Consider the following 15,654-nt stretch of genomic DNA (forward strand, 5'->3'; position numbering starts at 1 on the left):
ACAAAAAGTAGAGCGTTAATTGTACCCTTCAGCTTTTGTACAAGTTGGTGAGTGTTGCTGCTATGTGACTCCAGCGGTACTGCTCCGCCTGAATCAAATTGTTTTGACTAAAGTAATCGTGAAGTGGTTTGTCGATTAGTATCTGTACAATACTACGAGCGAAGGTATCAACATCACCATAAGTCGTTAGGAGCCCATTAAGACCATGGTTCACTACGTACGGAATACCCCCTACGTTGGTCGCTACAATGGGCTTACCGAGTGCCATTGCTTCACAAAACACAATACCCTGCGACTCTTCGTGCGAATGCAAAATAAAAAGGGCAGCCTGTTGCAGATAGGCCAAAAGCTGGTCCTGGCTCGCATCGGTAATAACGTGTACGCAATCCAGTAGCGCCAATGTTTCAATCAAGCGGATCAACTTCTGATAGTACGCTTCATCGTTTCGAAAGCCAATGATATACAGATGCTGACCGGGCAGGGATGTCCGCACCTGCCCAAACGCACGAATGGTATACTCAAATCCTTTGCGTTCCGAGATGGACCCAATAGAAACAAGGTGTTGCTCCTGCTTGCCTGTTGACGGCTGGTAATAGCGTTCGTCAATTCCTTGCGGAACAACCATCAACTGTCGACAAGGCAGCAGCCGGTGTCGTTGTACCCATTCTTTGACGTAATCGGTGTCGACAACTATCTTCGCTGTATTGTTGATAAGTAGCCATTCAATAAAACCGTAAAGCCATTGCTTCACTAAAAAGGTTTTACGCCGGTTGCGTTCATAGGCTTTCTGGTATTCTACATTGGCTATACCATGCACTGTTACCACGTAGTTACACCCCGACAATCGGAGATATATTGATATCAGAAAAACCAGCAGTGTCGTACCGTGCAGGTGGCACATATCCGGTTCATAATTTCTGATTTCGCGAATCAACGTACCAACCGATAATACCGAAAGTACCGTATAAGCGTAGCGGTTAGGGAGTCGTACCACCTCAAGGTTAGCCGTCGAATGATCACGTTCAAACACCAGGTATTGTTGATCAGGATAGGTAATTACTTTTACGTGTACGTTTGGCTGTTGCGTTAGTGCCTTGGTCAGCCCATAAACCGACGCTTCCATACCCCCTTTAATCAGGTCGTAGCTTTGCGGATAGACGCCATACTGAATTACTTTATACACGTGTATTACCGGAGAGATTTGGTTATTCAGACGACAACCAAGTGTTTTGTCAGCAGGCGCTGTAGAACAGCTCTTGGCTGAACGTAATCGAGGTAATACTGCCGAGCCCCCTGTTCGAGCGATTCACGGTAGGTTGTGTCGGACAGCACGTGCTCTACAGCCTGCCGAATTTCGCCTTCTGAGCCCAAAACAAAATGAACATGCTTACCATTAATCAATTCAAAGGGCAATTCGTTGACCAATGGCGTTGTTATGATGGCTTTGCCTAGCGCCAGGTATTCAGCGAGTTTCCAGCCATGACATAGATCCCAGGCAGGCGTATTAAAAACAAGCACCGACTGCTTTGTTTTGGCTAAGTACTCTGTTTTAGGCAACCATTTGTCCGTTACAAAAGACTGAAATAGCGGATTCAAGTTTCGCTTCGTGCTGTAGATAAAACCAACCTCATTGTGTAACCCCGATTGCTGCGTGATAACCTTGTAGAAATTGTAGCGTTTTTGGTTTACAGTCTCGTCGTTCCTGATCCACTCATCACTATTCCACAACGTATTGAACGAAAAAGCGTAGTCCGGTTTCACTTCACCTGGACTGTACTCAGTGATCGGTAAATGCCTGATTTGTTTAGCGTAACCTGATACAAACCGCTTCGTATAAAGACCGGTCCGAAGCATATTGACAAAGCATAACCACAGCGTAGGAATAAGACCCCATATTCGAATACCAAAGCTTGGTGGAATATTAACTATTTTCTGCTGATCGTCCTCGAACAAACCCGCCCGCAGATTTATCTTCCCGTAACAGTCGCACCAGCAGTAAGCAACCTGGCTGATGGCCGAAACATCATTGTAGTCGATTGTGTAGCGGATAATGATATTGTCCTGCTGAACCACAAAGTTCAGATTTGAATCGTCGGGCAGTTCGGAAAAATAGTGCTGGTTAAAACGTACATTCGTTCGACCAAACAGATCGTACAACCCTTTGATGTAAAAGGCGCTGTACTCGATGTTAGCTCTCGGATCGATATAAACACGCGGCATGAAAAGAAATTTACAGGGTTGTAGGAATACGACGGCCCAATCGCACAAGTTTCTGTTTGCTTCGAGCTCCTATTTTCATTAGCCTGAAATAGAGTTGCAATAATAGTCTTGGGGTTTGATAGGCCCACCGGTAATAAACAGGTTGCTGAGGAAAGTCGACCTTCGCCAAAATCGCCTGTACTTCCGATTTATATTTATTGGCTAAATAATACGGCAGTAGTGTACGAACCCGCAGACCGTCGAGCAACCGTTTCATCGCTACTGATTGCTGCTCGGCAGCTTTTAGGTAATCGGCATTGAAAATAAAATGAGCATCCGGATGATACAACTTGTACCCCCCAATGGCGCGGCTTTGGGCAATAACGTCTTGATTGGAGTAAGCCAAAGGCGTGTTCAGATAAGCCACTTTCCCAACTAAAGCCAGGCGTATCCACAGATCGAAATCTTCGCTAAACCGGAGGTTAGGTTTGAAGCCACCAACGTCTAGAAAAGCCTGCTTTTGAACGACCACAAATGAACAATTAAGCAATACGCAAAACTGCGAACTATACGCCGAGATATAGTCTATATAGCCATCCCTGAATGTTTCGGTTAAGCCCTTCGGCTCAACTTTGCATCTGCCGTGTTTGACATAGTAGTAATTGCATCCAAACAGAATAGCCTCGTTGTATTTCTGAATCAGCTGTGCCATTTGCTCCAGAAAGGTTGGCTCCCACCAATCATCAGCATCCAGAAAAGCTACGTACTCAAAGCTAGCGACCAAAACACCCCGGTTGCGAGTCACAGATACACCTGCGTTTGGTTGGTCAATGAGCTGAATTCTAGCGTCATTATAGCGAGCCACTCGTTGCCAACTGTCATCAGTAGATCCATCGTTGATGATAATAAGCTCAAAAGTTGGGTAAGTCTGTTGTAAAACAGACACCACAGCCTTTTCAATGTAGTCGGCTTTATTGTAAAGTGGAATGACAACCGAGAACATAGGCTCTGCATTTAGCTTTTTTTCACTGTTGCAAGGTGTTTCAAGCTTAAGTGTGCATCCGCCAAAACAAGCCTAACTTTTGAACAACGACGTTGACTTTAGTCGACAATTTTTGTTTTTCAACCAGCTATTAGCTTCTAAGCTTTCTACGCGAACAGTTTATCAGTCCAGAACAGGACTCTGTACAGATTGACAACCAAAAACCAGGTGAACCGATTGGCTTTTAGACGGCCTAAAATAATACTATCCGTAGCAAAACGCTCGTAATCAGCCAGAATGCGTTGAGGTAATTCCTGCTTTAGCACAGCAGCTCTTTCGTATTGATCCAGCGCTTGGTTTAAGGTACTAATGCCTGTATTGTCGAACCAAACTAAATCGATATTGCAGTATGCTACCTGTTCATTTTGCAATCCAACGGCAACGAGGTAGAACTTCCAGTCAGAGACTATCTTAAACGACTCGTCATATAGACCATACTTATCAAAGAGCGATCGTTTGATGTAAGCTGAGCCGTGAAAAATTGTGCCTCGGTACAGGTCCAGAAACGTAATTGGCCGACCGGCGTAGCTTTTTTTAACTACCCGTTTGTTACCAATGTCTCTAATTTCATTACCGTACACAATGCTGCAATCGCTGGGCATATCCGTCAGCATGCGTTCAGTTACCTCAGAAGCAAGCAAATAATCGCCTGAGTTCAAAAACTGGCAATAATCGCCCGTCGCCTGCCTTATCCCTTTATTCATAGCGTGATAAATACCGCGATCCGGCTCAGATACCCAATAACTTAAGCTCTTTTCGTACTTTTTTATTATGTCGAGGCTACCATCTCTTGACCCTCCGTCAATGACAATATATTCATAATCTGTTGACGTTTGCGTGATCACACTTTCAATCGTTTTTGCTAAACCAACCGTATTGTTATAGTTTATAGTAATGATGGATAGCCTAGGCATATACATGTACACTTACTGCTTTGACGCAGAAATGCGACTATAACTCGTAGTACTTTGAAAGCAGCCGATGTATATATTGGTCAGGTTGCCAGTAGCTTTCTTCTACATCTAGCAGCTGCTTAATATCGGTGCGAATGTCGAAAGATATACCTTTTTCAACTTGCTCATACACCGCACGCTTACCTATATACGTCTCAATAGCTTCAACAATTTGAAGCGGTTTTACAGAGTATGGATTGACGAGAGTAAGTATTCGATTTTGATAGGACCCACAGAGAACGGCCTGTTCGACCGCCAAATACAGATCATCAAGGCCAATCAGGTTACGTGTTGCGTGTTGCCAAATGGCAAATGACTTGCCTTGTTGAATATGCTCCCAGAAATAATTCATAATGGTGTGTCGGTTTCCCAATCCACCAACTACGTTTGATGCCCGAACAATCAAATAGTTCGGTGCCCAAGTGCTTATCAGTTGTTCAGCGGCCAGTTTATGAAGTATGTAAGGACTGTTTTTTTCCGTTGGATCATTTACACTCGCCGTACTGAAGTATACGAACAACTGGTCGGTCAGTTTGGCTAGTGTTTTTTCTAAGAGTACCCGTTCTCGGATGTAGGGTGCCGTACGAGTCTCTTTTGAGTTCGACACGCCAGAGGCAAATAATACAATATCAGTTTGACCTGTATACTTCCTAAAGCGTTGCGCAATCATACCGTTACCAATGACGGTGGCTGGAGCTAACAGCGAGTTAAATACCTGGTTCATGTCTGTATCAGTTGGGACATCCTCTCGAGATAGCTTTCGTTGCCACCGTACATATTGATCACGAAATTTCGACTGTCTTGTCGAAGTTGTTGTAACTCGCACTCCGATAGGTTCAGCAGATAGTTGATACCAGCCGCTAAGTCCTGAGAATCATTATGCTTGGCCCGGTAACCTGTCTTACCGGTATAGACTAAATCACCACCAATACCTGTTTCAAAAGAAACGACTGGCGTCCCACACATGACTGCCTGATTAATCATTGTTGGTCCAGAATCCTCCAAAGTGGGGCAGACGAAAAGATCAGCAGCCTGATATGCCTTTATAAGTTGCTCTTCGGTTAGATTACCTACCAGCTTAAACTGAGGACGCTCTTCGGATAGTGGTGCCGACCCAGCAACTAGATACGTTACATTTTTCGCTTCAATGTGTTCTAATGCATTAATTAACAAATGCATTCCCTTTCGTTTTTCGACTAGTGAAGTAGCGCCAAAAAATACGACTCGCTGTTTTTCGTCAATGTTAAAAAAAGCTTTTGCATCCGACTGATTCCCTGGTCTGTACTTGGTTTCATCGACAAGGTATCCCGGTAATTTTATAATTGATTTATGCTTAAACAAGGCAGAATTTCTAGCTCTCTTCAGGTCGTTATCAGAAAAAACCAGTAGTGTCACGTCATCGGGAAGGTATTGTTTTTTGAGCGCTAAATTCTTTTTTGGAATCGCTTTGATACTTGCTTTCAGCATCGCCGGACAACCGCTGCAATCTGTTTCGAAACCTGCACAATCCCAGGGATAATGACATCCCCCCGTGATTGGAGCGTTATCCAGCATCAAGATGTATACTTTGGCACCAGATCGCTTTTGTAATTCATGCAACGTCTCAGCATTGATAAAATCGCTGACCCAATGAACAATAATAACATCTGGTTTAACAGGTAGCAAAGCCAGTATTTTACCGGCTGTTATCGTAGAAAACCGATCATAAAGTGTATAAAAATAATAGTCATTTGCTGTATCAGATTCCGTGTACTGCTGCTTTGCTAATTTTCTTTGCAGTTTGGCGATAGGTTTTTCAAGACCTTTAGGATAGGGTATCAGATGAGGATAACTCGTCTTCACATCCATAACAACCAGATACGTATTACAATCTGTCTTTCTCAGGAGATCATTGAAATGTAGCGTAAACTTGCCTGCACCACCGTAATCAAAAGCCGAAAGATTTAGTACTACTTTTTTCATTAATCAAACCGTTGATGCTGTTAAAATCTTGATCAGTTTAAGGGTTACCCTTTTAAAAGTAGTGCGCTTTTCCTGGCTAATAAACCGCTCAAACAGATACCAGTCAAACAGCTTATCCAGCTTTTTTGCAGGTGCCTTTAACGGGAGGTCCATACGATATAAGGGAATATTGGCTAACAGATCGTTTTCGTAAAACGAGTGCGTTGCATCAGCATTAAAGCCTATGTTCTCAACTAAGTTAACGGCTGGAACGGCTGTCTTTCCGCCGTTTACCCATCTGGCAAAAGCCCACTGAAAGTCCCAGACGTCATCCGGTCTTGTCGCCTGATACTTCGAAAATTCGGTCTGATAATGGTTGAAATACGCTTGATTAAATAGCGTGTTTTTCACCTTTTGCTGGCCGGCAGAAGTGTCCCAGCCAGTCATCTCATAGTCAAAGGTGTTCCAGGCTCTTCGCCAGGTAGCCCACCCCAGACTATGAGCCATATAACTAAAAAAGTAGCTGCATTTCTGGTAACCCCATTTTCGTAAGGCATTGGTACCCGTAATCATATATACCTGTTCATCATGCCTGTATTTTTCCAGCAATGATTGACAGTACGGAAAGAAACTGGGGTCTGGTACACAGTCGTCTTCCAGAATAATACCTTCTTCAACTTGCTCGAAAAACCAAGTGATTGCCTCCGCCGGACCACGGCCACACCCCCGGTTTTCGGTTCTGAATAACGTCTTAACTGTACAGGGCCAGTCAATCTGTTCGATTACTGCCCGCGCAGCTTGGCACCGCACTACATCCGTCGGTTTGTCGGGGCGTGGGCCATCACCAGCTACAAACAGGTATTGAGGCTTTGCGGCACGAATGGCGTCGAATGTTCGCTGGGTGGTGTCGGGGCGATTAAAAATAAGTAGTAAGATAGGGATCTCGAACATATTATTGGTCAGACTTACGCGCGAACAATCTTTGCTTCAAAGCGACTATTCCAACCGCTCGATCATATATGAACTGTATTGTTCCATAAAGCAGTCCTTTCGATTTTACCCACTCCCACATGCTTAATTCAATTCTTTTGACCATCCAGGTTTCATAATCAGCTAATACCCGTTCAGGAACTACCTGTTGAAGAATCTGCCGGATCTCTTCCTGCGATTGAACGCTATATTCAGGTCTGTTCGAGAGGCCCTCCAAATTATAATCGGCAACGACGAAATCAAGCATAGCGACAGAACATTGATGCGTAATAACGGACCGAATCCAGAATTCGTAGTCACCGTGGATCTTGTATGTTTCCCTATAATTACCCAGCCTATCGAAAAGCGCTTTTTTTATGAAAGTTGACTGGTGTGGAATCGTAGTTTTATAAAATGAATTGAATGTTATTTCTCCAGTCGGTTTATACGTATGAATGATGCGTCCATTTTTTGATACATGACAACCACCAATCAATAAATCAGCCGTTTGTCTTTCGTTAAAACACCGTTCAAGAACCTGCTCATCTACGAACCAATCCCCCGAATTGAGAAAAAGACAGTATTGCCCCGTTGCCCGTTCGATGCCTTTGTTCATCGCATGGTAGATACCTCTATCGGGCTCAGATACCCAATAACTAATCGCATCAGTATAGAAGTCAATTATTTCGTGACTTCCGTCATTGGAACCACCATCTATTATTAAAAACTCGAAGCTCGTAAATTTCTGATTTATAACACCTTGTATTGTTTGCTCTAGGCCTGCCCGGTTGTTTAGGTTAACCGTAATAATTGACAGGAGTGGCGCAGTCTTCATCGAAAAAAATAGCCTTCCACTTGTAGCAGTTCGCCTGTTTCATAATTACGATGTCCACTATCGATAAGTTTTAGCTTATATCCTTCCTCCCGCAGCAGATTTATCATTTCCTCCATTAACGTTTCCCCTTCATACATTGGCTGAAGCGAAAGTTCCATCTGGAATCCTTTGATTTTGTTGAACGACTGCCGACTTCCTTCAAACACCTGTCGCTCAAAACCCTGCGTGTCGATTTTTACGTATAAGTTTTTGCCAGGTCTGTAATACTGATCAATGATTGAATCAATTTTCTGTACACGAATGGTTTCCTGTCGAGTGTAGACGGCGTCAGGAGCACTTTCAATATGCACGGGCAGCATATCAAGTATTGAACTACTGTATGAATTTGTCGACACATTTATTTCAGTAGAACCATCATAATGACCTATTGCACAATGCACCGTTTTCCAGTTTGGATCGGATGCCACATTCGTCTGTAGTTGCTGGTGTGTATCAGCAATTGGTTCAAACGAGACAAGTTCCCCTGAATAACCTAACGTCCGGGCTCTTCGTCCAAACTGTCCAGTATTGGCGCCCACGTCAAAAATTAGGTTAATCTGGAAGGCATTTATTAAGTCGAGCCACTGCCGGACAATCGGGTCCGTTGGCAGATGCAGGATGTCGTAGCCGAACCGCTGGGCGACGTTCTTTACTAATTTTCTCACGAAGTACGCTGATTAAAAAAAGTTCGCTGTAGAAAACGCTTCAAGCGGTGACCAAACACGCCTACGCGGATAACGCCCGTACGTTTCAGAAAGTGATAAACCTGATATTCTCGGCTTTGTAACCACAGTTGGCTCTGGCTCTCAAGGGCACTAAGCTCTTCATAATCAGCCATGAATAACGGATATCGTTGTTGTAGAACATTCAATTGCTCTCGGCGCGGCAACAAGGCTGTGTTGGGGTTGCAGCTTATTCCGTCCATGTTGAAGTTCGCAACTGTAACGGGGTAATGCTGGTACGAACAACCATGAATGAGTAGCGCTTCTAAAAAAAACAACCAGTCGGACGTGATTTTCAACTGTTCATTGTACAAACCAACGGCGTCAAACAAACTGCGCCGAATAAAGGTGGCTTGATGAGGCAACGTACCCAGAAACAAGGTTTTAGCAGTGAGCTTATCGGGTGAAGGGACGAACCATTTAACCGCGCTCGTCTGGGTATCGTAAAAATAAATGTCACCTGCCACGATGTCGGCTTTCGGCTTCTTGGCAAAGACAGTTGCCAGCGTTGTTGACTCCACAAGCCAGTCACCCGAATTTAAAAACAGGCAGTACTCACCTGTAGATGCTTGTATTCCTTTGTTCATCGCATGGTAGATACCCTTGTCGGGTTCGGATACCCAATACGCCAGTTTATCAACGTGTGATTTCACTAGTTCAACACTACCATCGGTGGAGCCGCCATCGATTATAATAAATTCATAATCAACAAATGTCTGATCGAGGAGACTTTTAATTGTTTTAGCTAATCCGTCAACATTGTTTAGATTAACAGTAATAACCGATACCAAACTCATAACACACAAGACATCTGCCAAACGCTTTTCGAATGATGGGGGTCTTGGTAGCAAAACTTACCAGTAACATCCGTCTTCAATCAACGTAAATTTTTGGGGTCTTTCGCTATCCGAGGGTCTTACCCAATGGTCATTCATCAATTCGCGACTACCATCGTACTTCTCCCAGCGCTTGCCTCTTATGCCGAAAAGCATTTGGGTAGCCCCGCCTAAGTGAATACCAATTTTATTATTTCGTTTCGCATGAGCCGCTAAATGAAACCCGTAAGCACCGCATCCAACAATAGCAATGTCATAGTCTCGCTGATCCATTTGTGCTTTCATGTAGTTGAGCGATTGAAACCAGTCAGCAAACTGCGTTTTTGATTGACCAGCACTTTGCACAGCCTTTAATACATCTAACTGTAAGTCAGGTAAAACGCGCTTATCGTCAAATAAAAGATGGCGAAGCAAGTACTGCTTTCTGATGGTGTCCTCAAACGGATGAACTACCAAAACCTTTTTCCCGGCCAGCACTTCGCTCCAGGGATTTTGATGATAGTAAGGCTCAAGGTCCGGCAGCTGCACTTTTATTACATGACGAAGTTCGGGGGTAAGCAACCGCTCGCGGTATAGCCAAGAACCCAAAATATCTAACTGTCGTATATCCTCTAACACTAAGTTGGTGTATCGGTGAGCGTTTGTTAAACTGTACGGAAAGAAGCCCGAAACATTTATCATATCATCGATAACCCTATTTTCCCAGCCGAATGCTCGGATCTGGTTACGAACATAGTAAAGCCTTTTTCGAAGCCACCAGCTCTTTTCTTCTGTTATAAGATACGTTGTCAGGAATGCAAGCTCGGTTGCTCCAAAGCGGGCAACCATCAAAGGTTTACCCGCAGTGATCCGTTCTTTAATTAAGTCAGACGCGACCTGCCCTCGAAACTGGGCATCTTCGAAATGGTACGATACACCATCGTACGATCCGTTTTGAGGATGCAGGTTATTAACTAGTATTTTTAATAACGACAAGGTTTTTCGCTCAACCACATTCATACTCAGCTATTTTACAACCTGTCAGCGCAACCGCGCGAATCGTCAGGCAGTTTGTTTATAACGAATTATTCGCTTTATCAGCCTTTTGAATTTCTTGAAACGGGTATCAACATCCATAGCACCAAATAGCGTGTTTTGAATGAATTCATCAGCTTCATAATTACGCTGAATTTTGCCTGGATGACGTACCGGAAACGCTAGATCATGAGTGGGCACATTCGCAAAATAATTAGTAGGGTCTTTCGAATGTGTTGCGTCGGGACCATAGCCAATATTAGAAATCAGGTTTGCCGCCGGTATAACCGCAAGTTGATTTCGCTTCATGCAGTGGTAATGGAATTGGATGTCCCAAGTATCATCCGGTTTTTTTTCATACGCCCAATCGAAGAGTTGTTTCCAGAACAACTGGTATTTCTTTTCCCGAAAAAGTGAGTTTAGAAATCTCTTCTGGTCCAGCGTTGGCCAAGATGCGATATGGTATTCATAAGCGTCCCAGCTTCGTTTCCAGGTTGCCCATCCGTTGGTACTCGGAAACAGCGAGAAGTAATAGTCAGCCCCTAGCTGCATAGGCTGTACTGGTTGGAAATTGTTGCCCGAGATGATTGAAATTTTCGAATCGTACCGGTATCGTTCGAGCAGCTCCGCACTAAACCGGAAAAACGCTTCATTAGGCAAACAGTCATCTTCGAGAATTATACCTTCATTGACATGTTCGAAAAACCACGATATGGCTTTGGATGGCCCACGCCCGCATCCGATATTCTGGTCGAGAAATCGGGTATTAACCTCACACTCCCAATCAATCTGCCCTAGCACCCATTCCCGCACATATTGACAGGTATTCACTTCGCCTTCTTTATCAACCCTGGGGCCGTCGGCGGCAATAAAAAGTTGTTTTGGCTGCTGACTTCGAATAACGTTAAAAACTCGCTTGGTCTCTTCTCTTTTATTGAAAATGATGAACAGAATCGGTACCTGCATAAAAACAGCACGTTAGTAATTCTCTTTTATGAACCAAACGCCAGAAACGTTTTACGCCAGAAAATTTCGGTTAATACCAATCGTCAACTCGCCCGTGTTGATGAAGTCGAACCCGTAATCGGACAGGCATTGATAAATGGTTTGACGACAATCGAACTCGTCATGGATTTCGAGTGCAATGCTCTTCGTATATTTCAGAAAAGTAGGTTCAGCAAAGAGTTCTTTTTCGGCCCCTTCGATATCAATTTTTAAGATATCAATACAATCAAAGTTATACTGTTCCTTGATGTGCATTATGCTATAAGCCGGTACGACGTGGTTTGTGTTTTGCTCAACTTCTTGAACCCGACGAGACCAGCTAAGTTGATCTCTAAAATCGTTAACTAATGTTAGCTGACCATTGTGACACCAGACCGCACCCCAAACACAGGTTACGTTTTTTTGGGTCAGATTTGCCGTCAATACGTTGAAATTATCTATATCGGGCTCTACACTAACAATAGAAGCATTCGGGAAATAAGCCGAAAAATACACTGACGTTAACCCGATATTACCGCCTGCGTCTATGATAGAAGCCGCGTCTGCCCCAAAATGATTTTTATATGTCTCTACAACCGGTTTATATTCTTCCCAGCCAAGTATCTGTTTAAAAACAGCCACATCACTGCTATCAGATCCAGTTCTTAAGCGAACGGGTGTGCTGTAAATACCAGGAAAGGATATTGTAATTGAAGATTGCTCCTGTTGACTGATATACCCGTTCGCCAGACGAAGGCAATCGAAGAATTCTAAATCCTGAAGCTGCTGTTCTGACAATTGCAGACCAGCCCTTTTTCTGAGCAATAACCCAAGCATGGCAGCTGCCGTTGCGGGATCTAGCCGTCTTATATCCAGAATTTTTTTGACTTGCTGAATCAACCTATAGTAAAAGTTAAAGCTGTAAACATCTTAACCAACCTAAACAAATTCCAGGAATACGCTGATGATCAGATCTTATTGCTACTTTTTGTCATTAACAAACACATAAACGAGCCATTTTAGTAAACGAGGTGGGTTTTGGTCTGACGCAAAATAAGGCGCGTGTAAATTCCCAAGCAGGGCGAAGAAATCTAACGCGACGATTGGGCTAAAGAGTTGTTTGTAATTTCCAATCAACCAGCGAGCAACCCGTTTGGCTACGCCCACATTGTCTTTATAGATAAGTTCATACCTGTTGTTAGTCAGCACTTCATTATGTGCTTTTATGAATGACTTGCAACCGGCGTAAGTCTGTTTTTTTAAATACTTAAATGTGCTTTTTCTTGGCTCAATATTATGATTGATCACCAAATCAGGTGCCAAACCAACATGCATACCCTGATCAACAGCATGAAAAACGATCTGCGTATCTCCTCCACTTGAAAGAGATTTGCCTAATCTGTCAGTCAGTGTATATCGTCCTTTTTCTACACTTTCTACGTAGCCTGTGAGTATGTTTTTGTCAATAAGCATTCCTGTACCGGCAGGATGACAGATAGACCACATTTTCTCATTCGAAAAGATTACGTTATTGATATGCTTCTCCTGAAACATGTCTTTTCGATTAGCAATCCAGGACTGGATACGCGGGTCAAGCAGCCTAACATTTACATGTCCTGGCCCCCAACATTTTACAAATGGATATTTATGAATCAGCGTATAGGCGTGGAGCAGATAATCGTCAACGGGTTCATTGTCATCGTCCAGGAAAAGTATCCAGTCGCCTTTACTTTGGTTCAAACCAGTAATTCGGGCATTAGTCAAGCCGGCTTTAGATTCCCTGATAATGGAAATATGTTTTTGCTCGGATAAACTCTTCTTGAGTAAGAAAACATCGTTGACGAAAGGCTTACTCCCATTATCAACAATCAACCACTCGTAGTCGAAACGCGTATCAATGCGCAGTGCGTTAACCGCCTTGACGAGTTTTACCAGAACAGCAGGGTTAGGGTTATAAGCGCACGTAATAATAGAAAACAGCATGAAGCCAGTTTAAATAACAGACTGATTGTTTGTCACATGGTTCATGCTGTTCTGTATACAGCTAGCGCTGATAGCAACCAAGGTCTGTTTGGACTCAACCAAAAGAAAGTTATGATTTATCAGTTGCGATATAATGCTGTCTCTTACATTGAACTCATTATGTATTTCTATCGCTATTACCTTCACTTTATCGAGAAAATCATTTTGTTCACTCACCTTAAACAACTCAGCTTCAGCACCTTCTATATCTATCTTTATTAAATCGATCTCGTCTAGATTGTTATGCAGAATGATTTCGTCAATTGTCATTGTATTCACTTCTGCGTAGGAGCCAGACTTGTTATTAGATACGGCGATTGCCCAATCTTTGCCATCCCTAAAATTTCTGTTGAGGTAAATATTTTTTTGTGTACTCCATATAGCTTTTTGATACAGTACAGTCTTACCATAACCTGATAAATTCGCTTGAAGAGACTCAAAGTTTCGTTCGTCGGGTTCGGCACATATGAATGTGGCGTCTGGAAAATTTTCCCTCAAATAGATTGTAGCTAACCCTATGTTGGCACCTAAATCTATTACCGTTCTTATCGAAATTTTATTTAATCGTATTAAGTCAACTAACTCCGAGTACTCTTTGTAAATAAAAAGTTGCTCAAACACCATCAAGTCGCTTGATGCTTTTCGTAGCGTTATGGTATGGCCATTCCTAGTCAATCGAATAGTTGACGCATCCTCAACGGCATCAGAATAGTACCCCTTAAATTTTGATAAATCATCTTGGCTCGAAAAAGGCTCCATTTTAGCTGCCAGATATCCAAGTTGTTTAGCTACGAACCTTCGCAGTTTACGGTAGACGTTCATGATACAATCTGGGGGCTACTCTGGTGTACTATCAATTTGGAGTCGGGTACGATATAACCGTGATCGGCTGTATGCGGAAATGTTCTGCCCTCAGTTGGTGAACTGTATATTGTAAATGATGTAGCAAATTCAACCCAATCCAGTGTCTCCGTATTATGGCTACCAATCCAGATGTTTGTAAAATATTCACCGGGAATTAGTTTAGGCAAATCAATGGTGATAAAAAATCTATTTGTTTGCGCTGAATATGGAATCAATTTTCTCAGTGTAGGCAATGCTTGCATTAAGGCTACTCCCTGCTGATTGACTATATCAACCGCCACAAAAGCATCTTTATGCATATCGTTACTGACATAGTCTATGTCTAGCGAAAGGATACGGTTGGTTAAACTTTGCTCTACCCGAAGAATACTAAGTTTACTGTTTTTTAGCTTACCACTTCTTTTATTCCGCATCCACACATTTCCTCTGTTTCTATCCTGATTCTCAAGGTATTTATTGATGCTTTCATCGACATTCCCAACGAAACCAACAGTTCCGTTACTAATAATAACTATTCGGTTGCACAAAGCTTTTACCGCTCCCATGCTGTGGCTTACGAACAATACCGTTCTCCCCTCATTGCGGCTTACCTCCTGCATCTTGCCAATCGCTTTTTTTTGAAACTCATCATCCCCAACAGCCAGAACTTCGTCTATAATCAGAATCTCGGGGTCGAGGTGGGCGGCTACGGCAAAGCCTAAACGAACGGTCATTCCACTCGAATAACGCTTGACGGGAGTGTCGATGTAACGTTCGCAACCCGAAAAGTCGATGATTTCGTCAAGTTTAGAGCGGATTTCCCGCTTGGTCATGCCAAGAATAGCTCCATTCAAAAATATATTTTCGCGTCCAGTCAGATCAGGATGAAAACCGGTGCCCACTTCAAGCAGGCTACCGATACGGCCATTAAAGTCAATACGACCGGTAGTTGGCCCGGTTACCTTCGAAAGTATTTTAAGCAGCGTCGATTTACCCGCTCCATTCTTGCCAATGATGCCGAGCACTTCGCCGGGCATTACCTCGAAATTGATGTCTTTCAACGCCCAGACGTAGTCACTGTTAGCTTTCGTACTTCGGTCATTGGTATCACCTACTTTTAGAAATGGGTCTTCCTTTCCCCGGACGCGGTGCCACCATCGCTGTACATCATCGCGTATGGTTCCGGTTCCAATTGCACCCAGCCGATACTGTTTAGACACATTTTCTACTTTAATAATTGGTTTCATACACGAAA

General features: G+C 43.3%; 16 protein-coding genes. All 16 read right to left on the reverse strand.

All coding sequences use genetic code 11. The features are described 5' to 3' along the window. Positions 1-28 precede the first annotated feature (28 nt). Positions 29-1,183 (reverse strand): glycosyltransferase family 4 protein, encoded by a 1,155-nt coding sequence (locus tag LQ777_RS26025; RefSeq protein WP_232563199.1) that lies wholly within the window; start codon positions 1,181-1,183, stop codon positions 29-31. 26 nt (positions 1,184-1,209) lie between these two features. Continuing rightward, complete coding sequence (locus tag LQ777_RS26030) at positions 1,210-2,220, reverse strand: glycosyltransferase (protein WP_232563200.1); 1,011 nt, start codon at positions 2,218-2,220, stop codon at positions 1,210-1,212. A 10-nt stretch (positions 2,221-2,230) separates the two neighbouring features. Continuing rightward, positions 2,231-3,202 (reverse strand): glycosyltransferase family 2 protein, encoded by a 972-nt coding sequence (locus tag LQ777_RS26035; protein ID WP_232563201.1) that lies wholly within the window; start codon positions 3,200-3,202, stop codon positions 2,231-2,233. 146 nt (positions 3,203-3,348) lie between these two features. Continuing rightward, on the reverse strand, positions 3,349-4,161 hold the full coding sequence (locus tag LQ777_RS26040; RefSeq protein ID WP_341871384.1) for a glycosyltransferase family 2 protein: 813 nt from the start codon (positions 4,159-4,161) through the stop codon (positions 3,349-3,351). A gap of 31 nt (positions 4,162-4,192) precedes the next feature. Further along, on the reverse strand, positions 4,193-4,918 hold the full coding sequence (locus LQ777_RS26045) for an NAD-dependent epimerase/dehydratase family protein (RefSeq protein ID WP_232563203.1): 726 nt from the start codon (positions 4,916-4,918) through the stop codon (positions 4,193-4,195). Continuing rightward, positions 4,915-6,156 (reverse strand): glycosyltransferase, encoded by a 1,242-nt coding sequence (locus LQ777_RS26050; protein WP_232563204.1) that lies wholly within the window; start codon positions 6,154-6,156, stop codon positions 4,915-4,917. Before LQ777_RS26050 ends, LQ777_RS26045 begins: the two co-directional genes overlap by 4 nt. A 3-nt stretch (positions 6,157-6,159) precedes the next feature. Then, the gene (locus tag LQ777_RS26055; protein ID WP_232563205.1) at positions 6,160-7,086 is read right to left on the reverse strand and encodes a nucleotide-diphospho-sugar transferase; all 927 of its coding nucleotides are present in this window, start codon (positions 7,084-7,086) and stop codon (positions 6,160-6,162) included. A 1-nt stretch (position 7,087) separates the two neighbouring features. Beyond that, positions 7,088-7,939, reverse strand: a complete 852-nt coding sequence (locus tag LQ777_RS26060) for a glycosyltransferase family 2 protein (protein WP_232563206.1) — start codon at positions 7,937-7,939, stop codon at positions 7,088-7,090. Further along, positions 7,936-8,643 carry an FkbM family methyltransferase gene (locus LQ777_RS26065; RefSeq protein WP_232563207.1) on the reverse strand — a complete coding sequence of 236 codons (708 nt, stop codon included), beginning with the start codon at positions 8,641-8,643 and terminating at the stop codon, positions 7,936-7,938. Before LQ777_RS26065 ends, LQ777_RS26060 begins: the two co-directional genes overlap by 4 nt. Beyond that, positions 8,640-9,497 (reverse strand): glycosyltransferase family 2 protein, encoded by an 858-nt coding sequence (locus LQ777_RS26070; RefSeq protein WP_232563208.1) that lies wholly within the window; start codon positions 9,495-9,497, stop codon positions 8,640-8,642. The genes LQ777_RS26065 and LQ777_RS26070 overlap by 4 nt, the downstream gene beginning before the upstream one ends. Positions 9,498-9,554: 57 nt before the next feature. Continuing rightward, entirely contained in the window at positions 9,555-10,535 is a 981-nt protein-coding gene (locus LQ777_RS26075) for a GT-D fold domain-containing protein (protein WP_232563209.1), read from the reverse strand. Between the two features lie 42 nt (positions 10,536-10,577). Then, positions 10,578-11,516, reverse strand: coding sequence for a nucleotide-diphospho-sugar transferase (locus LQ777_RS26080; protein WP_232563210.1), 939 nt, complete (start codon positions 11,514-11,516; stop codon positions 10,578-10,580). A gap of 51 nt (positions 11,517-11,567) precedes the next feature. Further along, entirely contained in the window at positions 11,568-12,434 is an 867-nt protein-coding gene (locus LQ777_RS26085; RefSeq protein WP_232563211.1) for an FkbM family methyltransferase, read from the reverse strand. A gap of 81 nt (positions 12,435-12,515) precedes the next feature. Further along, positions 12,516-13,517 (reverse strand): glycosyltransferase family 2 protein, encoded by a 1,002-nt coding sequence (locus tag LQ777_RS26090; protein WP_232563212.1) that lies wholly within the window; start codon positions 13,515-13,517, stop codon positions 12,516-12,518. 9 nt (positions 13,518-13,526) lie between these two features. Next, positions 13,527-14,378 carry an FkbM family methyltransferase gene (locus LQ777_RS26095; RefSeq protein ID WP_232563213.1) on the reverse strand — a complete coding sequence of 284 codons (852 nt, stop codon included), beginning with the start codon at positions 14,376-14,378 and terminating at the stop codon, positions 13,527-13,529. Next, entirely contained in the window at positions 14,375-15,646 is a 1,272-nt protein-coding gene (locus tag LQ777_RS26100) for an ABC transporter ATP-binding protein (RefSeq protein WP_232563214.1), read from the reverse strand. The genes LQ777_RS26095 and LQ777_RS26100 overlap by 4 nt, the downstream gene beginning before the upstream one ends. Positions 15,647-15,654 lie beyond the last annotated feature (8 nt).

Origin of the sequence: Spirosoma oryzicola (genome assembly GCF_021233055.1) — a bacterium.
GTDB classification, from domain to species: Bacteria; Bacteroidota; Bacteroidia; order Cytophagales; family Spirosomataceae; genus Spirosoma; species Spirosoma oryzicola.